At 31.2% G+C, this 23,070-nt stretch carries 19 protein-coding genes; 13 read left to right on the top strand and 6 right to left on the bottom strand.

What is annotated here, in order from left to right:
- Positions 1–102: 102 nt before the first annotated feature.
- Positions 103–2,409, bottom strand: a complete 2,307-nt coding sequence (locus tag HW119_RS03430; protein WP_177761266.1) for a reprolysin-like metallopeptidase — start codon at positions 2,407–2,409, stop codon at positions 103–105.
- Positions 2,410–2,548: 139 nt separating this feature from the next.
- On the opposite strand from HW119_RS03430, the gene HW119_RS03425 reads away from it, so the two are divergent.
- Both HW119_RS03425 and HW119_RS03420 read left to right on the top strand, forming a co-directional pair.
- Positions 2,549–3,472: a bifunctional riboflavin kinase/FAD synthetase gene (locus HW119_RS03425; protein ID WP_177761265.1), complete on the top strand. Its 924-nt coding sequence runs from the start codon at positions 2,549–2,551 to the stop codon at positions 3,470–3,472.
- Positions 3,473–3,476: 4 nt separating this feature from the next.
- Entirely contained in the window at positions 3,477–4,853 is a 1,377-nt protein-coding gene (locus tag HW119_RS03420) for an HTTM domain-containing protein (protein ID WP_177761264.1), read from the top strand.
- Here the strand turns inward: HW119_RS03420 and HW119_RS03415 are convergent.
- The 3 genes from HW119_RS03415 to HW119_RS03405 form a co-directional block, all read right to left on the bottom strand.
- Positions 4,760–5,566: a UDP-2,3-diacylglucosamine diphosphatase gene (locus tag HW119_RS03415; protein ID WP_177761263.1), complete on the bottom strand. Its 807-nt coding sequence runs from the start codon at positions 5,564–5,566 to the stop codon at positions 4,760–4,762. The genes HW119_RS03420 and HW119_RS03415 overlap by 94 nt on opposite strands.
- Before the next feature lie 3 nt (positions 5,567–5,569).
- Positions 5,570–6,022: a 6-pyruvoyl trahydropterin synthase family protein gene (locus HW119_RS03410; RefSeq protein WP_177761262.1), complete on the bottom strand. Its 453-nt coding sequence runs from the start codon at positions 6,020–6,022 to the stop codon at positions 5,570–5,572.
- A 91-nt stretch (positions 6,023–6,113) separates the two neighbouring features.
- Entirely contained in the window at positions 6,114–6,875 is a 762-nt protein-coding gene (locus HW119_RS03405; protein WP_177761261.1) for an enoyl-CoA hydratase/isomerase family protein, read from the bottom strand.
- An 85-nt stretch (positions 6,876–6,960) separates the two neighbouring features.
- Here HW119_RS03405 and HW119_RS03400 point away from each other — a divergent pair, with 85 nt between their 5' ends.
- From HW119_RS03400 to HW119_RS03365, 8 genes are all read left to right on the top strand, one after another.
- On the top strand, positions 6,961–7,941 hold the full coding sequence (locus HW119_RS03400; RefSeq protein WP_177761260.1) for a hypothetical protein: 981 nt from the start codon (positions 6,961–6,963) through the stop codon (positions 7,939–7,941).
- A gap of 313 nt (positions 7,942–8,254) precedes the next feature.
- Complete coding sequence (locus HW119_RS03395; RefSeq protein WP_177761259.1) at positions 8,255–8,737, top strand: hypothetical protein; 483 nt, start codon at positions 8,255–8,257, stop codon at positions 8,735–8,737.
- 117 nt (positions 8,738–8,854) lie between these two features.
- Positions 8,855–9,943 carry a hypothetical protein gene (locus HW119_RS03390; RefSeq protein WP_177761258.1) on the top strand — a complete coding sequence of 363 codons (1,089 nt, stop codon included), beginning with the start codon at positions 8,855–8,857 and terminating at the stop codon, positions 9,941–9,943.
- Positions 9,944–10,036: 93 nt separating this feature from the next.
- Complete coding sequence (locus tag HW119_RS03385; protein WP_177761257.1) at positions 10,037–10,732, top strand: hypothetical protein; 696 nt, start codon at positions 10,037–10,039, stop codon at positions 10,730–10,732.
- 72 nt (positions 10,733–10,804) lie between these two features.
- On the top strand, positions 10,805–14,149 hold the full coding sequence (locus tag HW119_RS03380; RefSeq protein ID WP_177761256.1) for a hypothetical protein: 3,345 nt from the start codon (positions 10,805–10,807) through the stop codon (positions 14,147–14,149).
- A 15-nt stretch (positions 14,150–14,164) separates the two neighbouring features.
- Positions 14,165–15,421 (top strand): gliding motility-associated C-terminal domain-containing protein, encoded by a 1,257-nt coding sequence (locus HW119_RS03375; protein ID WP_177761255.1) that lies wholly within the window; start codon positions 14,165–14,167, stop codon positions 15,419–15,421.
- A gap of 2 nt (positions 15,422–15,423) precedes the next feature.
- Positions 15,424–16,341 (top strand): type IX secretion system membrane protein PorP/SprF, encoded by a 918-nt coding sequence (locus HW119_RS03370; protein WP_177761254.1) that lies wholly within the window; start codon positions 15,424–15,426, stop codon positions 16,339–16,341.
- 2 nt (positions 16,342–16,343) lie between these two features.
- Positions 16,344–18,266 carry an OmpA family protein gene (locus HW119_RS03365; protein WP_177761253.1) on the top strand — a complete coding sequence of 641 codons (1,923 nt, stop codon included), beginning with the start codon at positions 16,344–16,346 and terminating at the stop codon, positions 18,264–18,266.
- Positions 18,267–18,487: 221 nt separating this feature from the next.
- On the opposite strand, the gene HW119_RS03360 is transcribed toward HW119_RS03365, so the two are convergent.
- Entirely contained in the window at positions 18,488–19,930 is a 1,443-nt protein-coding gene (locus HW119_RS03360) for an NAD-dependent succinate-semialdehyde dehydrogenase (protein ID WP_177761252.1), read from the bottom strand.
- 88 nt (positions 19,931–20,018) lie between these two features.
- The gene (locus tag HW119_RS03355; protein WP_177761251.1) at positions 20,019–20,630 is read right to left on the bottom strand and encodes a thymidine kinase; all 612 of its coding nucleotides are present in this window, start codon (positions 20,628–20,630) and stop codon (positions 20,019–20,021) included.
- Positions 20,631–20,730: 100 nt separating this feature from the next.
- Here HW119_RS03355 and HW119_RS03350 point away from each other — a divergent pair, with 100 nt between their 5' ends.
- From HW119_RS03350 to HW119_RS03340, 3 genes are read left to right on the top strand one after another with little or no spacing between them, the layout of a single operon-like run.
- Positions 20,731–21,672 carry a hypothetical protein gene (locus HW119_RS03350; protein WP_177761250.1) on the top strand — a complete coding sequence of 314 codons (942 nt, stop codon included), beginning with the start codon at positions 20,731–20,733 and terminating at the stop codon, positions 21,670–21,672.
- A complete protein-coding gene (gene rsmI / locus HW119_RS03345) occupies positions 21,673–22,380 on the top strand; it encodes a 16S rRNA (cytidine(1402)-2'-O)-methyltransferase (RefSeq protein ID WP_177761249.1) in 708 nt (235 codons plus the stop codon). It begins immediately after the preceding gene.
- Positions 22,361–22,780: an OsmC family protein gene (locus HW119_RS03340; protein WP_177761248.1), complete on the top strand. Its 420-nt coding sequence runs from the start codon at positions 22,361–22,363 to the stop codon at positions 22,778–22,780. Before rsmI ends, HW119_RS03340 begins: the two co-directional genes overlap by 20 nt.
- Positions 22,781–23,070 lie beyond the last annotated feature (290 nt).

Genomic DNA, 23,070 nt, shown 5'->3' with positions numbered 1-23,070 from the left:
AAACTTAAGTTTTAATAAAAAAACAGCGAAACTAATTTTAATTAGTTTCGCTGTTTTTTTATTTTGAAAAGCTATTTTCAGTAAATAAATTAATCTAAGGGATTATTTTTTAATAACTTTTTTTGTGGCTTGGTTTACACCATCTTTTATTGAAATTAAATAAATTCCTGATTCATAGTTGGCTAGGTTGACTTCAGTAGATATAAAACCTGTGTTTTCTATATTATAAGAATTCAATTTACGACCTCTAATATCAAAAACTTCCATCGTTATTTCATTTCCAGTATTTGAATTAAATGAAATGGTAACCTTATCAGTTGTTGGGTTTGGATATAATGAGAAATCTTCAAAATCAAAATTTTCATTTGCAGCTGTAATGTTAATTCCAATTGGTTTTGATACTGTGTAGAAAATGTTTCCTACGGCTTCAATTTTAATACGAGCAAAACTATTTCCGTTTGTCAAAGCAGGAACGGTTATCGTGTAACTACCATTGTTAGGAACGTTTGATCCAACAACAAATGGATAAGTTTGACCATTATCTTCTGACATAAGAATATTAACATTTGATGTGTTAATTCCATTTGCTGTTGTTCCTGCAACATTCCAAGTAATTGTTTTTTGCTGACCAACTGACCAATTTGGTTCTGTAGTCGTTGTAATATTGTTAGGATATGTTATAACAAATGGGCCAGCGTTTGCAAATGTAATAGTCACATCAGCAGATTTTGTTTGTCCACCACTTGTTGCGTTATTATCTCTTACCGTTGTAGCAAAAGACATGGTTCTAGCTACAGAAGGCAATCTCTCCCAAGTGCTTGGAACAACTCCGTTCGAGTTAGTAGTTCCTGCTAAAACGGTTGCTGTAGAAGGAAATGATCTTGAAGAATTTGTTGTTGGACTTAATGATCTAAAATTTGGACCTGTACTTGAAGTTGCAACAGGAGGTTGAGTTGATGATTGCGTGTTGGTTTGTTCCCAAGTATAAGTTAAACTGTTTGGATTATTTGTATCTGTTGCAGTTGTAGTTAGTATAAATGGTGTTGAATGTGGAATAGTTCTGTTACCAGAAGTTGATGTGATAACTGGTGTTGGATTTGTTGAAGAGATTAATGTTGCGCAGTTGTTCCAGTTTGATTGTAAAAAACTTACAATTTCGCGAATACTAGTTTGATGAAAATAAGCATCTGAGTTTTGTTGTACATTGATATTATCTCCACAAATTCCAGCATAAGCCATAATTGTAGTTCCACTTCCAGGTTCCACAGCAGTTGCTAAATTTCTATTTCCGCCACCACATGATCCAGTAGTGCCATTAAATGTATGATTAGCTCCAAATTGATGACCAACTTCGTGTGCTACATAATCAATATCAAATGGGTCTCCAACTGGATTAAATGAACCTGTAATACCGTTTGCTTTACTACTAGAATTACAAGGGGCTGGAGATGCAAGACCACCGCCACCAGTACTTACTGTGTGCCCGATGTCGAAATTTGCACTTCCGATTGTATTTGTAATAACAGATTGACTTTGGTCAATTAAATCGTATGCTTCCCAATTGTTGAAATTATCACTAGTAATAAAAATAATATTACTATTGTTAGCTACTAAAACCAAACGAATGGCTAAATCTCTTTCGTAAATAGAATTTAATCTGTTTACTGTAACATTCATTGCAGATAATACGATACTTTTCTTTTGAGCTTCTGTTGATTGAGGAACGTTATTAGGTGCAGCGTTTACATGAAAGGCTGCATATTCTGTAGTACAAGCCATAGCTAGACGATATCTTCTGAATTTGTTATCAGTACTTAAGATTTGATTTTCAGAAGTAATTTCATTTTCTTCTATGTTTGCATTATTTGGTTCAACTAAACATCTAAAGTTTGAATTTGAATTTTGAATATCATTTCTTTTGTAAAAAATATATGAATTAAAATCAGTTGTATAAGTATCTATGTAATATGTAGTACCTTGACCATCATATCCCATAATATGCATACCAAAGGCAGGAGTAATACTGATTTTGATTACATTTGAAGGGTCTTTTTTATTAATTCCTGTAAAGTTGTGAATGTTTGGGTATTGAGCTGCTAACTCAGGTTCTAACATTTGTGATTTGAAAATTTCAAAACTTGAAATGTTACCATTCCCATCAGGAAAATTAACATAAGTGGTTGATGAATTATTTGTTTCATCATCGGGCGCACTTAAAAGTTGATTTGTTAAGCTAATTAGGTTAACTTCAAAAAGTTGAGAAGAAGTAGGGTGGTTTCCTCTTGGCATCTTTTCTTTTTCAGAAAGTTTTTTTTCATCAATTGATTTCCATTGATTACTTTGGGCAAAAACTGTTATTGTTGAGAAAAATAAAAAGAATAATGCTAATAATTTAGTTTTATTTGACATTTTGTAATGTTTGTTGAATTCTATTTTGTAAAAGTAGCTTTTTTTTTAGAGAATATAAAGTTGAGTTTAGTTAAATATATCTTTAAAAGCTGATTTTTTTTTGATCAAAAAAACTAAATTTGCATAAAATCTTATTATTTTGAAAATTTTTCATTCCATTTTTGACTTTGCGTCTAATAAAAAAACGGTTTTAACTTTAGGTACATTTGATGGAGTTCATTTAGGACATCAATCAATATTAAATAAAATAATTGAGTCGGCTCATCATGCCGATGAGGAAAGTTTAGTGCTGACTTTTTTTCCTCACCCAAGAATGATTCTCGAACAAGATTCTGATATAAAACTTTTAAATACAATTCAAGAAAAAGCAGATTTACTAAATAAGCTTGGCTTAGATCTTTTGGTTATTCAAAAATTCGACAATTCATTTTCGCAATTAACTCCAGAAGATTTTGTTAAACAGATTTTAGTTGATATATTTAATGTTAAAAAAATTATCATTGGATACGATCATCGCTTCGGAAAAAATAGAGCCGCAGATATTCATGATTTAATTGCGTTTGGTAAAAAATATAATTTTGAAGTAGAAGAAATTTCGGCTGAAGAAGTAAATCACGTTTCCATAAGTTCGACTAAAATCAGAACTGCATTACAGCAAGGAAATATTTCATTAGCTAACGAGTTTTTAGGTTACGAATATTTCTTAAGCGGAACAGTTAAAAAAGGACGTCAATTAGGAAGAACAATTGGTTATCCGACGGCAAACGTTTATGTTGATGAAAAGTATAAATTAATTCCTGCAATCGGAGTTTATGCAGCTTATGCAATTGTTGATGAAGTAAAATATTTTGGAATGGTCAATGTCGGAACGAATCCTACAATTAGCGAAAATTCATTGACTATAGAAATAAATATTTTTGATTTTGATCAAGATATTTATGACAAACAAATAACAATTGGTTTTATTGATAAAATTCGGGACCAAAAAAAATTTGATTCTTTAGATTATTTGAAATCAGCTTTAGCTAATGATAAATTAGTGACTCAAAAATTAATAACTTAATAATATGACACAAAAACTTTTTAAGTCGGTTGACAACGCTCCTTTAATTTTATTTAGAATTTTCTTTGGACTTGTATTTGCCTTTGAAAGTTTTGGTTCACTTGCAACAGGTTGGGTTACTCGTAATCTTGTTGAACCTCGTACAAATTTTACCTTTATTGGATTTGAGTTTCTCTTAAATCTGATGGGAGATTATATGTATGTTCATTTTGCGATTATGGGAGTTTTAGCTTTTGGGGTTACTTTTGGTTATAAATATCGATTTAGTATTATTACCATGACCATTATGTGGGCGATGGTATATTTTATGCAAAAAACTTCTTATAACAACCATTATTATTTGATGATGTTGGTTGGAATTATTATGAGTTTTTTACCTGCAAATAGATTTGCTTCAGTAGATGCTAGATTGAATCCTTCGATTAAGAAAAATTATATGCCCAATTGGATTTTGTTGGTTTTTATAATTCAAATTTCATGTGTGTATTTTTATGCAACGATTGCTAAATTCTATCCAGATTGGTTAGACGGAACGGTAACTGGGAATATGTATCGAAGTATGAAAAAGTTTCCTGCTTTTACCGAATTGTTTCAAAATCATTATTTTCATCTGTTTATTGCTTATGTTGGAATTGCTTTTGATGGTTTAATTGTTCCTGCATTGTTGTGGAAAAGAACTCGAATTTTTGCAGTTGTTTTATCGTTGATTTTCCATATTAGTAATTCCATAACTTTAGAGATTGGCGTTTTTCCTTATTTCGCATTAGCTTTATGTGTTTTCTTTTTTCCTCCTGAACAAATCAGACGTGTGTTTTTTAAGAAAAAACAACCATTGGATGAGACAACACCCGTAGTTGATTTAGAATCAAAAAAAGTGTTTCAGTACTTTTTTATACCTTATTTAATCATTCAGGTTTTACTTCCAATTCGTCATTGGTTTATAAAGGGAGATGTTCTTTGGACGGAAGAAGGTCATCGGTTAAGTTGGCGAATGATGCTTAGAAATCGTTCGGGTTACGCTAGATTTCATGTGGTTGATAAAGCTACTGGAGAAAAATTGCCTTTTAAGATGGACGAGTTTTATAATAAAAAACAACGAGCACGTATCAATACGCCGGATATGATTTGGCAAGCAGCTCAATATATAAAGAGTGAATTTGCAAAAGAAGGAAAAGATGTTTCAGTGTTTGCTGCTTCGAGCTATGTTTCTATAAATAGTAAACCGGGTTGTCAGTTGATTGATCCTGAGGTTGATTTAACTACAATAGAATGGAGTCATCTTAAACATCACGATTGGATTTTACTTTTAAATTGCTCTGTAGATTTATCATCTCGAAAAGTCATTAATTCAAATATTCCGTTAAAAGTTATAACACCGTAAGTGAAATATTGAATCCAATCGCCTAAATTTACATAAGTTGTTTTGTTCTCAATGTTTAAGGTCATTGGTAAGTGTCGATGTCCAAAAATAAAATAGTCGTTTGGATGAGTTTGCATTTTTTTCTTTGTATAAAGAATTAGCCATTCTTTATCTTCGCCAAGATATTTAGCGTCTTCATCTCCAGAAATTAATTTGTTTTTTACAGATAGATATTGAGCTAGTTTAACTCCTAAATCTGGGTGTAACCAACGGAATAGCCATTTTGAAAACGGGTTGGTAAAAACGCGTTTCATTCTTTTGTAGCCAAAATCTCCTGGACCTAAACCATCACCATGTCCAATAAAAAACTTTTTTCCAAAGAATTCAAATTCTTTTGGTTCGTGATAAACAGGGATGTTTAGTTCTGTTTGGAAATAATCTTTCATCCATAAATCATGATTTCCTACAAAAAAGAAAATTTCAATTCCGTTGTCTCGCATTTCGGCTAATTTACCTAGAATACGAACAAATCCTTTTGGAACAACTGTATTATATTCAAACCAAAAATCAAATAAATCTCCTACGATAAATAAAGCAGCGGCATCTTTTTCGATTAATTTTAACCATTCTAAAAATTTCTTTTCGCGAGGTAAACTTTGTTCACGCGTTGGTGCACCGAAATGATGATCCGATGTAAAATATACTTTTTTATCTGTAGGAATATTTAATTTCAATTCTTATAAATTATCAGATTGATACCATTCTGCATAAGAACTTTCGGTTTCTTGTAAACGCAAAGAAAATAATTTGATGTTTTGGGGTAAACGATTTTTAATTTTTTGAGCAAAATCAATTACCATATTTTCGCTTGTTGGTTGGTAATCTACCAAAATTACATGATGACCTCTTTCTTCCAGTTCTTTTGCTAGTTCAACATGCGGTGTGTTTTTGTTAAAAACAGTTGCGTGATCAAAAACTTCGACGATTTCTTCTCTAACAATTTTTTTTAAATCGCTAAAGTCTATGACCATTCCAAATTTTACATTATTCGAATCTTCAATCGGAGATCCAATTACAGTAACAGAAAGTTTGTAACTGTGTCCGTGTACGTTTCTGCATTTGCCATCATATCCATATAAAGCATGACCTGTTTCGAACGTGAATTGTTTGGTGATTCTAATATTGCTCATTGTTGTAAAAATTTACGCAAAATTAATAAAATATGCCGAACAAATTCTTAAAGCTAATTAAAAAAGCATCTTTTCGAAGATGCTTTTGTTTTTATTTGTTTTTGAAAGCGTTTAAAGCCTTAACTGTAAAATCGGACAAAACTAATTTGCCAGAAATTCCAGCGCGTTCTTTTAGTAATTCTGTCCAATGTTCAGTGTCTTTCCATAAAACTTTTTTCATTTCAAGTAAGGCTTCTGGGTTGTAGTTTGATAACCTTGTTGAGAATTTTTCAATTTCTTTGTCCATTTCTTGAATGGTAGAGAATACTTGAGTGAATAATTTGTTTTCTTTAGCCCATTTTGCAGATTTCCACGTTTCGGCTTCTAAAGTCATTTCGCTCATAGCAGGAAATCCAATTTTTCTTGTAACTGCCGGCTCAATAACAAAAGGTCCAATTCCGATTGCTAGTTCCGAAAGTTTAATTGAAGCATTTTCTGTTGCAAAACAATAATCGCACGCTGCTGCTAAGCCAACGCCTCCGCCTACGGTTTTTCCTTGTACTCGTCCGATTATTAATTTGTTTGAAGTTCTCATGGCGTTTATCACATTTGCAAAACCGCTGAAAAACTTTGTTCCGTTTTCTAAATTATTGATTTGTAATAGTTCGTCAAAAGATGCACCTGCACAAAATGCTTTTTCGCCTTCGCTAGCAAGTATGATTAATGTGATTTCTTTGTTAGAATTTAATTCGTTTATTGCATTTGTTAAAGCTTGTAATTGTTCGCTTGGAAATGAATTGCTAGCAGGATGATAAAAAGTTATGGTCGCAATTTTCCCTGTAAGTGTTGTATTTATAGTGCCTGTTGTTTGCATTTTGTGTTGTTTAATGCGACGAATTTAATCATTTTAAAATTAATGTTTAATTATTTAACTTTGTGTCTTTAAAATTAAGTAGGTTATGATAAAAGATTTAATTTCTACTGTATTGATATTGTTTTTTGTGAATGTTTATGCTCAAAATAATTTTGACTTTTACAATGTTTATGAATTAAATATTTCTGACTTAAATAACTTGACAACAAATGAAAATTATGATTTCGGATATAATTTTTCGATTGATTCTTCAAAATCAATTGATTTAGGTTATTATTTATGGATTGAGAATACGTGGTATAAAGTTATAAATGATAAGGAGATTTTTTTGGTAGAAAAAAAATCACCATTGTATTTTAAAGTTGATAAATCCAATCGTAAGGAATTACAAATTAAAGATTCAGTTGGAACGGTATATTCTTATAAAGTTGAGTTGTTGGAATCTTATTTAGTTTCTGAATTGATTTATAAAACTAATTTGAATGTTATTCAAAATATTGCTCAGGCAGAATTAATTCCTATTATTGATAAATCAAAAGCTAAAATTGATGAAGTTGTAGATGTTTTACCTGTAGCTTTGAATGACAAAGATAATTTGAACTCATCAAAAAAAATTAATGTTGCTAATGCTGATGCAATGTTTTTTAATGATGCTACTATGTTGGATGAGAATTTCAATAATCAAGATGATGATGTGATTATGTCAGAAAAAAATAAGGTAGAGATATTTGAGTTGCAAAGTCAAAACCAAATACCAAAATTGATGACAGGTTTTTTTATTGCGCCTAATGTCGAATTAACTATTTCTGCAAGAAATGGTAGAGTTCTGTATTTTGATTTATTTGATTATTATGAGAAGAATTTTGCTAATTTGGTTGTTAGTAGTTCAAAGGTGCCTTCTGAAGTAAAATTGTCAAATCTGAATTTTGAATATCAGGTGACTTTTTTCAATGATCAAGAGATTGAAATTTTGGAAATTTCGAAAACAGGTGTTTTGAAATATAAAATTATGAATTCAGACTCTTCTAAAGTTTCGAATATAAATGTTAGGTATTTCTTAAAATAATTAAATCTAATTTTTTAAATGAACCAGTCTACAATAGACTGGTTTTTTTTGTATCTATTTATTTTTTAATTAAAAAAGTAAATATTTATTATATTTTAATGCTTAATGTGTTTTTTTTTAGAATATTTTTAGTAATAAAAAGTTTTTTTTTATTGTTTTTGTTAACTGATTTTTAATAAAAATGCATTTTTTTTGATTTTATTGTATTTTTTACTCTATTAGTTTAATTTTGTGTAATTATTTTTGTTAATAATTGTTTTTTTTAGAAAGTTTTTCTTAATATTGTCTTAAATAACTAAAATACATAGAAAATATGAAAAAGATTACATTATTAGCGACCTTATTAGGTTCGGTTTATTTTTCAAATGCTCAAGTTGGAATTGGAACTCCAAGTCCAAGTCCATCTGCAATGTTAGAAGTGCTTACAGAAGACAATAATTCTAAAGGGGTGTTGATTCCTAGGGTTACATTAGCTGACACAGAAACAGTTTTGAAAGCAAGTGTTGTTCAAGAGAATAGTTTGTTAGTTTACAATATAGCTGTCGGAACTACAGCAGGAAAAGAAGTAAAGCCTGGGTTCTATTATTGGCAGAATACAGGTTCAATTGCTAGTACAACTGGTAAATGGATTAGAATTATAAATCAAGCTGATTTAGACGCTGTGATTGGAACTCAAAATTCAGATATTACCAAAATAAAAGCGCTATTGAATGCTGTTTATGGTACTAATAATATTGGTGGTGCTACAGGCGATACGTTTGGAGGAATGGTTTTTACTCCTGCAATTGTAGACTGAGATGATCCAAGCACTCCAGCGGTTGAAACAACATTTAATAGTCCTGCTAAAATTGAATATTTAAAATGGAATGGAACTGCTTATGTAAAAGAAGATATTACTTCAGTAATTTCTAATTTGATTAATGCAAACGAATCTAAAACTTCATTACAAACTTCAACAAATAAAAAGTATCAATACTATGTTTCTGAAACTTATTTAGGGGTTTCTACAAATCCAGCGGTAACTCAATCTGTAGTTGATGGTTGGGCTGCATCGCCTCCAACAGGTGTTTATATCATTGATTTTGTAAAAGGCGTTTCTAATAGCTTTTTAGAGCTTTCGACTTCGATTACTAATATAGCAAATACAACAGGTGGATTTTATACTGTAGAAGAATATATTCAAATGTTAGCAAACACGCCAGTTAATGGAGATACCAAAATCGTTTTGACTGGTGCTGGTACTCCAGCTGATCCATATATAGCAAAACTACAAAAATGGGATGCCTCTGCAACACCACCAGCGTGGGTTGATGTAGATAATGCTGCTTTTTCTAAAATTGTAAAAGATAACGAAACAAAAACTGTTGTAAAAACTTTAGATGGTAGAACATTTTATTTCTCTGAAGCTTTTACTGGAGATGCTTCTACTGTAACTACGGCAGCCGCATCTGGAGTTTTTGAATTACATATGGGAAATACAGGTTTTACAACTGCTGAAATACCTTTGGCTCAGAATCCAGGTGGAATTGTAATACCTGCAAATACATTGTATTATATTAATGCAACAGGTGTTAAAATAGCTATTCCAATGAATGATATTGTTTATCAAGGTATCAATCAATTTACTAATCAACAAATTAATAGTACAAAATTAAAATTAGGCGATGATTTGTCAACGACTTCGTTTACTGGAGATACTATAATGATTGGGACAACTTTGAATTATATTTATCGAGGTGCATATACAACAACAGTAACCGCTAAAGAAGCAAATACTTCGGGAGTTACATTAGGAGTTTCTGGTAATAAAATTTTATCTATTGATGTAAGATATGACACAGGTATTGTTGCTTCGGTTACTGATATGACTCTATCTGGGACTGCTCTAGGTTTTAAAATTGGTTCTGGAAAAATGTATTATGTGTTAGGAGATACAAATATTACCGCAGACGTAATAGTTGAATTTGCTTCAACAGTTGCACCTTCGTTTGTGACTCCTTAGATTACAAAAAATATCGACAACACCAAGTCAGATTTTGATTTGGTGTTAAACGATATTTTTTAAATACTTCAAAATTACATACACGCCCAAATTATGAAAAAAATATACTTAGCATTTTTATTTCTTATTTCAATTTTCGCACATGCTCAAGTAGGTTACGGGACACCTACGCCAGATAAATCTGCTGCTATTGAAATACTTGCGCCAGATAAAGGAATTTTGATACCGCGTATTGAACTTACTTCTGATACACAAAAATTGCAATCTAGTATTAATAATGCAAATGCTTTATTAGTTTTTAATAATGGAGCCGCTTTAACACATGGTTTTTATTATTGGAAGGCAAATTTCAATAATCAAAATGAAAATGATGGAACTGGTAAATGGATAGCATTAGGGTCGGATTTTTCTTCGATGCCTAAGTTCTTTTACATGCCGTCAATCATTATTAATACAAGTGTAAATGGTACTTTTAAAAGAAATTTATATGCAGAATATAAGGCTCAATTTACTGGTAAGGAATTTATTTTAAACTCTTCAACGGGGGGTGATGTTGGGGCAAATAACAGCCTGAAGTTTGTGAAAAGTACTGGAGGATCACCTGAAACTACTGCGCCAAACGAAATTCCTTTTGTTTTACAACCAGCAGATTTGTGGTACTATATAACAGATTACGATGCAACTGCATTGAGTAGTTTAACTATAGATGCAAATGGAATCTTGACATATACAGTTATAGGTTCTGGGACTGATTATTCTTTCGTGAACATTGTTTTCGTAGTGAAATAGTTGTTTAACTTTTAAACTTAGAAAATGATGAAAAAAATAAACATATTAAAAAATTTGTTCATATTGTCTTTTATGATGATAGGGGCAAATGTGTTTGCGCAAAAAGTAAGACCTACAACTTCTTCTTCAACAAATAATACTTTTGGAGTTGGCCTTACTGTTGCGCAAAGATTAAGAGCGTATGATGTTTCTGAGACTGTAAATGAAATAATTATACCAGGTGAAGATACTTTTACCCAGTTGACAGTTCCTTCTAATCTTGCACTTTATTCAACAGCTCCTAAATTAACTCTTGAACATTCTTCTATAGTTGTACCTGCAAATAAAAATTATTTTATAAAGTTTGACTTAAAAGAAGGTCAAATTTTAGATAGTGTATTGGGAGGCTATGTTGGAGATTTATTAAATAATGTAGTTAGTGCAATTGCAGGGGGGATTCCAAATACTAAATTTACTTTTTCAAATTCCACTACATCTTTTTCTGCTGGAACACATGGTTACTCTGTTAATGATCAACTTAAGATGAAGTTTTTAAGAGATGGATTGGGAAATAATTACATTATGGTTAATTTAGATTTTCCATTTAATAAAATAGAAATTCATCCAGATGCAGGTGGTGTATTAGGTATTGCCGAACGTTGGACCAAAATTTATGATTCTTATTATTATAGTTCAAATCCAGAATGTTTTTCGTTTTTAACCTATAGTCAAGTTTCACAATCTCTTTTAACTGCAGCAGGAACTTCTGGTATACAAAATCCACAAAGTGCTATAGATAATAATCTTGAAACATATTCAACTTTTGGAAATCAATCTTTATTAAGTTTAGGTTTAGGGATGAGTATGGAACAATTTTTCCAATTACCTGATCCTTCTAATAATAAGTTAGTCCGAATTAAGATGCAGATGCCAGCTAGCTTGCTAGATGTTTCTGTAGCTTCAGGTATTGAAGTTAATTTTTATAATGGTTCTACAAAAATAAGTTCTCAAATGGTCGATTCATCTATAATAGGGGCTGATGTATTAGGTTTAATTAATGCAGGAAATAATGTTCCATTTAGTTTTCTAGCAACGCCGCCAACCGATGCTGCAGGAAATAGATTAAATTTTGATAAGGTTTCAATCAGTGTAAAACAGCCAGTTAATTTAGAAGTGTTAGATGTTACTGGTGATTTAAGAATTTACGATGTAGCTTTTGTTGATATTAAACCAGAGGTTAAAAAAGTATGTTCTAGAGAGTTTATTACTAATAATATTCGCGAACGTAAGTTTGATATCAGACATATCATTCCAAATTTTAATGAAATAATTCCGGGTAGATATTTAATTGTCGATCAAAATCAAAATGTTATTATAGATCAATTAAGTACTGCAACTTATCCTACAGTTGAAAGTGTTAAATGGCAACCTTTAGGGACATATTATATAAAAGGTATCAATGAACCAGGTTATTGTTCAAATCAATACGAAAGTTTTGTTGCTGAACAAGATAAACAATATACTATAACAGGGAAAAGTGCTATAAGTTTGCCGTTGGATTCTAATAATGATAATACTCCTGACGCTTCATTTATATTTACTTCGTCGTTATATAGTTCTGATTTACCAGATAACACTGGAGTTCGTATTTACGATGAATTAACAAATATTGATGTAACAAATCAAACAGTTAGTTTTTCTGCAATTGGAAGTTATAATTATTATGCAAAATCTGTAAATGCTGCTAATGATACTAATGTTACTTGCGATATTGTAAAAAGAATCACAGTTTATGTTTACGATCAAGAAGAGTGTGAATATAGATTTCAAAGAGTAGGAGCTAATTATGAAACAGTTAGTCAAGTTACATTACTAGGTATTCCATTAGCAGGGTCTTCAAATAGTGCGGCAACTATAGATAAGTCTTTGCAAATTACTCCTGATCTGTATATGTATGACTTGTCTACACATGGATCCATATTTAATGAACTTACATTGGCAGGTTTAGGAACTATTTCTCAAGATTTACTTTTTAAAACGGGTGATAATATAAATGCTTCTAGTCCAAATAAACAAATAGCTCCGGGGACTCCTTTAACAATAAAATTAGGTCAAGATTATAGTGTTTTAGAAGTTTTAGGCGGTATTACTATTAGGCCAATCAATACATTTGGACAACCTGTTGGTTCTCTTTTATCTATTGGTGAATTTGACTTGGCAAATGTTTTGGTTGGAGATAATGTTTTTGAATACACTTTTGTACCCAAAGGAGATAACGGTGAAAATATTTGGTATTCCGGAGTCAGAATCAATTTAGGATCTGTACTAGGTGTTGGTAATACCGTAAAAATTTATGGAGCTTATATTGATGAACGTGTTGCAATAGCTGGTTACAAATGTAATTCAAATATTGTAATTGAAGGGGCTGAATCTAGAGTACGTGATGCAAATGGTAAATTAGAGACAAATTTAGATACACATTTACTATTGAATACTTCTGCTAGTGATGTATTATATGGGACTGAGGATACTGGGTTAGGTGTAGCTACGTCTTTAAGTTCGGTATTGTATCCCTACTACGCAGCGGATGCAATTGAGGATACTACAAATGTAAATAATCCATTAAATGGGACACCTAATTATCAAACAGCAGCCGTTTTTAATTCTTCAGTAGGAGCATTAAATAAACAAACTTTAACAGTTAAGTTTAAAGATATTGCTCGTCCAGGCGATAAGGTTAGAATTACAATGAGTTCAGAAGGTATACCTGTTTTAGATTTAAATCTATTATCAAACTTTACAGTCCAACGTTATTTAGGTTCAACACCTATTGGAGATGAAGTTACAAAAGATGACTTTTCATTAATAAAATTGGATTTATTAAAGTTAATTGCAGACCAAGCTTCAAATAAATATGTATTGACTTTAGAAGGTATTGGAGCTTCTTTTGATCGTGTTGAATTACATATGGATAATGTTGTGTCAGCAAATCTATTAGGAACAAAAACATATATTTACGACGTTTCGGTAATTCCAAATTTCGAATTCAATGAAAACGTTATATTCTGTACATCTGCTCCTTTTAGAGTTGAAAAATTGGATCCATGTTCTGGATATAATTTGTCATTTGTTTATGCTACATTAGGTGCAGTTGCTGATCCTATTACTGGGGAATTCGATATTCTTGGTTGGAATGATATTCAAAATTCAACTCTTCCAGAAATCGGTGCTAATGACCCTCGTTATGATGATGAATATCATCAATACCAATTAAATAAATTATATGCAGAATATAGCTCTGTTAATAATTTATATTTAAAGGTTGTTACAAAACGTCAAGGGTGTATATACGGAGATACTCAATATTTTAAAATAAAAATAAAAAATTGCAGTACAATATCCAATCCAATGATTCGTACAAGATTGAAGAGTAATTAATCTAAAAAGCAAAGTATGAAAAAAATGAATTATCTTTTAGGTAGTATAATCTTATTAGCTTCTGTTTTTGGATTTGCACAAAACAACGTCGCGGTTAATAACGGAATAATGTATATTTTACCAAATACATTAATGTCCTCACATTCTAATTTTGAGAACTCAACAACTGGAATTGTGTTTAATGATGGCGAATTTCAGTTTTATAAGAATTATAAAAATAACGGTATGTTCACGCATACTACAAATGCTACATCAGGATATACGGTGTTTCAAGGAAACGATCTCCAAATAATTTCAGGAACACAACCTTCAAAACATTATGATTTGTTATTTAATAATCAATCAACAGCTTATGCATTTCAATTAAATAACGATTTTTTAATCGATGGAACTGCAAATTTTTTAAATGGAATTGTTAAAATAAATCGTAATCAAGAAGGAGCTATGTTGTTTACAGAAACTGCAAAACACATAAACACATCTGATAAAAGTTATGCCGAAGGAATGGTCGAAAAAAGTGGTAGCGCATCTTTTACTTTTCCAGTAGGCGATCAACAGTTTTATCGAGCTGCATCAATAGCTTCTTCAAAAAATATTAATTCGCTTGTAAAAACAGAATACTTTTTCAAAAATTCAAATAACATTCATCCACATCACCATAGAGCTAATGAGCTTGAAATTATTGACGACAAAGAATATTGGACAATTAATAGAGAAGAATCTAATAATAATCTAATATTAACATTGACTTGGAATGAACAAACAACACCAGCTGATTTAATAGACGGTGCTCAAAATCTTGTTATTGTTCGCTGGGATGAAGAAACAAATTCTTGGATTAATGAAGGTGGAATTGTAGATTTTGCTGAGAAATCTGTAACATCTCCTGTTGCTATTTCAAAGTTTGGTGTGTTTACTTTAGGTAAATTGAAAGATGCTGAAATTCCTGAGTTTGATGTAATTGTTTATAACTATTTAACAACGAACGATAACGGTAAAAACGATTATTTAATAATCAAAAATATCGAACGATACCCTGAAAATAGTTTAGAAATATACAATCGTTATGGAGTTAGGGTTTATAAAACGAATGGATATGGTATAAACGGAAATGTTTTTGCTGGATATTCTCAGGCTAAGGTAACCGTAGATAAGAATGAAAAACTTCCGACAGGAACATATTATTATATTCTTAATTATACGAAGCATGACAAATCTGGAGGCACTCAAGTGATTAAAAAAGTAGGATATATTCATTTAGAAAATCATTAAACATGAAAAGAGATTTTAAATTAATTGTATTGTTCATATTGAATATTTCTACTGTTTCTGTCTTCGCTCAACAAGAAGCTAATTTTAGTCAATATATGTACAATTCTTCGATAATAAATCCTGCATATTCAGGTTCTCGAGAAGATTTAACTATTTATGGTCAATTTCGTTCGCAATGGGTCGGAATGGAAGGAGCTCCACAAACAGCTTCATTAACCGTGCATTCACCGTTTACTTATTCAAAATTAGGTTATGGTGTTTCTATAATTAGTGATAAGTTGGGAGCAATGAATGACAATACAGTTGCAGTTGATTTAAGTTATACCATTGATTTTGATAGCGATTATAAATTAGCTTTTGGTGTAAAAGTTTCCGGAAGTTTTCTAAATGTAGATTACAATAAATTAACTATTTATGATGAAACAGAAGGAACAGATAATCTAAAAAATCAATTTAATCCGAATGTAGGTGCTGGACTTTATTTATATTCAGAGCAAACTTATTTTGGAATTTCAGTTCCATATATGTTAGAATATGATCGAGGAAATGATCAATTGTATGCTACGATGAAACGTACCATGCATTTTTATGGAACTTTCGGTCATGTTTTTGATCTTTCAAGAGAAATCAAATTTAAACCAACTTTACTAACCAAAGTAATTCAAGGAGCACCATTACAAGTTGATCTTTCTGCAAATTTCTTATTTAGTGAACGTTTTACAGTTGGTGCTTCATATCAGTTTGATTCGTCAGTAAGTGCATTGGTAGGTTTCCAAATATCAGAACAGTTTTTTGTTGGATATTCGTATGATTCAAATGTTACTAAGTTAGCTCATTATAACAGTGGCTCTCATGAGGTTTTTTTACGTTTTGAATTATTTAATAAGTACAAGCGTTTTACTACACCAAGATTCTTTTAAATATGATAAAAAAAATAACAATTTTAGCTTGTGTTTTTTGTGTGTTTATATCTAATGCACAACATGTTCAAGAATTAAAGGCAAATCGTAATTATCAAGATTATGCATACATTGATGCTATTTCAATTTATACTAAACTTGCTGATAAAGGTTATGAATCAGAAAATATACTTAGAAAACTTGGAAATGCTTATTATTTTTCGGCAAATTATCCAGAAGCTGCAAAATGGTTTGGTAAACTTTTTCAGATGACAACCGAGGTAGAGCCCGAAATTTATTTTAGATATTCTAATGCCTTAAAATCGATTGGTGAAATTGATAAAGCAAATCAATTTCTAGAAAAATTTAATCAATTAAGTCAGAATGATTCTCGAGCAATTAAATTCAAAAATAATCCGAATTATCTTAAAGATATTGAGAAGCAAAAAGACAAATATTCGATTGGAAAAGTAAATTTAAACTCAAAATATTCAGATTACGCAGTGACTTTTTGGAATGATAAACTGATTTTAAGTTCAAATCGTCCGGCTAGTTCTAAATCCAGTAAAAAGAATTCTTGGGATGGTCTTCCATTTTCTTCTTTGTTTATATTGAATGAAAATCAAATTGAAAATTTTGATGAATTAGATTCAAAATACAATATTTCAACACCAGCTTTCACTAAAGATGGAAACACCGTTTATTTTACACAAAATAATTTGAAGAAAAATAAAAAAGAACATGGTTTTACATCACATTTGAAAATTTATAGAGCTGATTATATCAATGGAAAATGGGAAAATATTTCTGAACTTCCTTTTAACCATGCAGATTATAGTTGTGCACATCCTGTTTTAAGTACTGATGAAAAAATGTTGTTTTTTTCTTCTGATATGAACGGTACTTTTGGAGATAGTGATATTTTTAGAGTTAAAATATATGAAAATAATCAATATGGTTTACCTGAAAATTTAGGAAAAAAAGTCAACACAGAAGGAAAAGAAACTTTTCCATTTATAAGCTCTGACAATGTATTGTATTTTTCGAGTAACGGACAACTTGGTTTGGGTGGATTAGATATTTTTAAAATCGATTTTAATGATGAAAATGCTGAGGTTGTCAATCTAGGGGAACCTATTAATGGTCCATTTGATGATTTTGCAATTTATTTAAAGAATGATAATAAAACTGGATATTTTGCATCAAACAGACCTCAAGGTTTAGGTTATGATGATATCTATTCGATTAATGATATTGTACGTCCTCCAAAACCGATTCCATATTTGCATTCATTTTCAGGAAAAGCTATCGATCGATTAACTGAAGCTCCAATAAATCAAGTGAAAGTTTCCGTGTTAAATGCAAATTTTGATTCTATTTATGATGTACTTTCTGTTGCAAACGGAACATTTCAATTACCAAAGATTGCGGGAGCGCCAGGAGATATCGTTTATATAAAAGCAGAGCATCCTGATTATATTACAGAAGAAAAACGAATGGTTTTGCCTGAAATTGCAGGAAATACTCCAGTTGTAATCAAAATGGATAAGCGAATTGTCGAAGTTAAAAAAGGTGATGATCTTGCAAAAGTTTTTGAAATTGAAAATGTAATTTATTTTGATTATGATAAATCAAATATAAGAAAAGATGCAGCTGTTGAATTAGCTAAAGTTTATGAAGTTTTGTCTGAATATCCGAAAATGAAAATTGATGTTCGTTCACATACAGATAGTAGAGGATCTGATGCTTATAACCAGAAACTATCGGAGCAACGAGCTCGTGGAACAATCAAATGGTTGGTTGAACAAGGAGTTGATCCATCTCGATTAACCGGAAAAGGTTATGGCGAATCGATGTTAGTAAACGAATGTGAAAATGGAGTTACGTGTTCTGAAGAACAGCATCAGAAAAATCGTAGAAGTGAATTTATAATTACAGATTTATAATAAGTAAATTAAATAATCATATTAAATAAAAAAGGCATTATACAATTTGAGTATAATGCCTTTTAAATTCAGTCGTGTTTTTTTTGGTTGTCTTCTTTGGTTTTAAAGACATTTCAAATGTAGCATACTTATTAGTATTGTGCGTAAGGGTTTACCCTGAATCTTTTATTTTAGTGTAAATTTTCTGATTTTTTTCTATGTTTTTTAATCATATAAAATATTTATTCAACATTTCCAATACAAATGTATTTAATATCAACATAATAATCCATACCGTATTTCGAGCCTTCTCGACCTTGACCGGATTGTTTTACTCCGCCAAACGGAACCATTTCTGATGAAATTAAACCGTCATTTATTCCTACAATTCCGTATTCTAAAGCTTCACGAACGCGCCAAGTTCTGTTTAAATCTTTGGTGTAAAAATAACTAGCTAAACCATAAATCGTATCATTTGCCATTTCAATTGCTTCTTCCTCGGTTTTGAATTTAAATATCGGAGCAATCGGTCCAAAAATTTCGTTCTTAGCTAAAAGCATATCTACAGAAGCATCTATCATTATAGTTGGTTCAAAAAACTGAGGTGCTATAAAATTACCGCCAAGTACAACTTTGCCACCTTTTTTAATTGCGTCAGTTATCATTTCTTGCATACGAGTAATTGCCTTCGAATTGATTAAAGGTCCGATTTTTACATCCGTATCTAAACCATTCCCTATTTTTAAGGATTTAGTAGCTTCAATAAATTTTTCGACAAAAGTTTCATAAATGTTTTCTTGAACCAAAATACGATTCACGCAAACACAAGTTTGACCTCCAAATCTGAATTTTCCGGCAATCGCTCCTGCAACCGCTAAATCAATATCGGCATCATCAAAAACAATAAATGGAGCATTTCCGCCAAGTTCCAAACTCATTTTCTTTAACGAATCTGAACATTGTTGCATCAAAATTTTACCGACAGTTGTTGAACCGGTAAATGAAATTTTAGCCACTTTTGAATTTTCACAAAGTTCTTTTCCCATTTCAGAAGCATTGGTACCAACAACCGTATTGATTACACCTTTTGGAAAACCAGCTTTGTGTGCCAAATAGTTTATAGCTAAAGCAGTTAAAGGTGTTTCTTCACTTGGTCTAATTACAACTGTACAGCCAACAGCTAACGCCGGAGCTATTTTTCGTGTTATCATTGCTAAAGGAAAATTCCAAGGTGTGATTGCACCAACAACTCCAACAGCTTGTTTTAAGGTAATGATTCTTTTTTCTGTAGTGAATCCAGGAATAACATCTCCGTAATTTCGTTTGGCTTCTTCAGCAAACCATTGAATGTATGAAGCACCGTATTCGATTTCTCCTAAACTTTCAGCAATCGGTTTACCCGATTCTAAAGTCATAATAGTTGCGATTTCATTTTTGTTTGCAATAATTAAATCGTACCATTTCATTAAAAGTGAACTACGTTCTTTAGCCGAAGTTTTTTTCCAAGTTTTAAAAGCTTCCGAAGCTGAATCGATTGCTCTTTTAACCATGGTTCGGTCGTCGTTATAAACGCGACTTATTATAGATAAATCAACGGGATTTATGATTTCAAATTGTGTTGTGTTTTCGTTTATCCATTCGCCATTAACAAACGATTTTTCGAATAATAAATCGGTATATGTCATTTGATATGTTTTTATTACAGATGTTTTTTCAATGTATTAAAGTTACAAAAGAAAAGTTGATTGTGTTAATTTTAAATAAAAAGACCAACTATTCAGTTGGTCTTTTAGTGTCATCTTTATGTTGTTCACGAACAGCTTTGTAATAAGCAGCTCTACTTAATGGTTCGTATTCTTCAGTTTCGCCAAGCATTACAATATCTTGATTTTGTGCTTTTCTGAAACTAAAATGAGCTAAATTTCCGGTGCGTGTGCAAACTGCATGAACTTTAGTAACATATTCGGCAGTTGCCATTAATGCAGGCATTGGTCCAAACGGATTTCCTTTAAAATCCATGTCTAAACCAGCAACAATAACTCTAATTCCTGCGTTTGCTAAATCGTTACAAACTCGAACAATTTCATCGTCAAAAAACTGAGCTTCATCAATACCAACTACATCGCATCCGTCAGCTAAAATTCGAATATTTGCTGCAGCCGGAACGGGAGTTGATCGAATGGTATTACCTTCGTGCGAAACCACATCAACATCGTCGTATCTTGTATCAACAGCAGGTTTGAATATCTCAACACGTTGTTTAGCAAATTGGGCACGTTTTAATCTACGAATTAATTCTTCTGTTTTACCAGAAAACATAGATCCACAGATGACTTCGATCCATCCAAATTGCTCTTTATGATTTACGGTATTTTCAAGAAACATTTTCTAAATTTCGGGTTGTGTAAAACAGAATTTTCTGTTACTTTGTAAAAGACAAATTTATCAAAAAAAGATTGGTATTATTTCAAATCTAAAAAAAGTTATGAAGAAAATAATTGAATCGGAATTAATCAGTATTGCACATCGAATTCTAAAATTGAAAGATAAAGCCGATATCGATGCTTTGTATAATGAATCTAAAAATGTCTTTGAAAAAATTTCCGTTTTAAAATTTTATGAAGATAATAAATTTAGAATAGATCCTTCGATAACTGAAGAAAATATACAGAAAGCTTTGTTTTTACAACAAGATAATGAATCTAATTTGGTTGCACCAAAAGAAACAAACATTGAAATGCGCGATGCTTCGATGAATCAAGATTTGATAAACGAGTTGATTGAAGATTCAGAAAATTCGGAAATTATCTCATTTGATGATCAAATCAATTTTGTTTCTGTTGATGATATATCGATTAAACAAAATCAAGATTCTGAAATTTTCGAAATTAAAAATACTGATGATGAAAATCGATTCGTTGAAAAAGAACAGCTTGAAGTTTTATCCAATGAAGATGAGGTAACAATTGAAAAAGCACATGTTTTGTCAGAAGAGCTTAAAGTTGATCCTATTTTTGAAATGCCAATTGAAGAAATATATTTTGAAAAAGTTAATTCAGAAAATACATTACAAGATTTAATCTCTGAAGAAGAAAAACATCCAAATTTCGAGAATCAGCATTTGATTGATAAGTCTGAAAGTAATGAAATTCCGTTTCATCAAATTCCAATCAATAAAACTATTAACGATGCTTTTTCGCATGTAATTACTGTTGGGTTAAATGATAGAATAGCCTTTGAGAAGAATCTTTTTAATGGAAGTTCAGAAGATTTAAATCGTGTGATTTCGCAGTTAAATACGATCGAGTCTTTTCAAGAAGCTCAAGATTTTATTGATGATTTGGTAAAACCTGATTTTAATTATTGGAAAGGTAAAGAAGAATATGAAGAAAGATTTATGCAGTTAATTCAAAAAAGATTTTTATAAGTGAGTAAATTATATATCGTTCCGACGCCAATTGGCAATTTAGACGACATGACTTTTAGAGCCATTCAGGTTTTAAAAGATGTTGATTTAATTTTGGCCGAAGACACAAGAACCAGTGCAAAGCTGATGAAGCATTTTGATATTACTACTCAAATGCATAGTCATCACATGCATAACGAACATAAAACAGTCGAAAATATTATTCAAAAATTAGAGCAAGGAATGACCATTGCTTTGATTTCAGATGCAGGAACTCCAGCAATTTCAGACCCAGGATTTCTTTTAACTCGTGCTTGTGTCGAAAAAGGAATTGCAGTTGAATGTTTACCAGGAGCTACCGCTTTTGTCCCTGCATTGGTGAATAGTGGATTGCCGAATGATAAATTTGTGTTCGAAGGGTTTTTACCTGATAAAAAAGGACGACAAACACGTTATTTAGCTTTAGCAGAAGAAACACGAACGATGATTTTGTATGTTTCGCCTCATAAGTTGGTTAAAACATTAGGTGAGTTTATTGAGTATTTCGGTGCAGATAGGCAAGTTTCTGTTTCGCGTGAATTATCAAAACTACATGAAGAAACGGTAAGAGGAACCGCAATCGAAGTTTTAAAACATTTCGAAGAAAAAGCTCCAAAAGGAGAAATAGTAGTTATTGTTGCAGGTAAAGAAAAAGTAAAAAAAGAAAAAAATGGCAACACACAAGATTAATACAGTTTGGAAAGGTAATATGCAATTTGAATCTTCAAATCCAGGCGGTTCTTTAAAAATTGATGTTGCTGAAGATTTAGGTGGGAATTCTGATGGTTTGCGTCCTAAAGCTTTGATGCTTTCTGCACTTGCGGGATGTTCAGGTTTAGACGTAGCTTCGTTGATGAAGAAAATGCGACTTGAAGTTTCTGATTTTTTTATCGAAACCGAAGGTTTTTTAACAGATACCGAACCAGCAGTTTACGAAAAAGTAATAGTTACTTATAATTTTTCTGGTGAAAATCTAAACGAAGAAAAATTAACTCGCGCTGTCGATTTGTCGGTCGAGAAATATTGTGGCGTCATGCATATGTTTCGCTCTTTTGCCGAAATAGAAATTAAAATTATATTTAATAAATAATATTTTGGGCGTTCCCTCGCTCATTAATATATAATTATATTTTAGTGGAAAGCTCGGTCGGGCTTTCCGCTAAATCTTTTTTTTAGTATTCTATTGTCATTCCGACGATAGGAAGAATCTCTAACTTTTATAGTTATTACCAATTAATATAAACCAAAAAAAGGATACCGCTTTAATCCCTAACGCAATCCAAGTCTTAAAGTCAAAAGTTCAAAGTCAAAAGTTTAATGACCAAAGTTTGAAAAAATATCCTGCAAGGTTTTCAAAACCTTGTAGGTATAAACTAAGAT

Source organism: Flavobacterium sp. I3-2 (assembly GCF_013389595.1).
Taxonomy (GTDB): Bacteria; Bacteroidota; Bacteroidia; order Flavobacteriales; family Flavobacteriaceae; genus Flavobacterium.
Note: the sequence above shows the minus strand (reverse complement) of the source record. Positions and strands in the feature narration are given on the sequence as shown.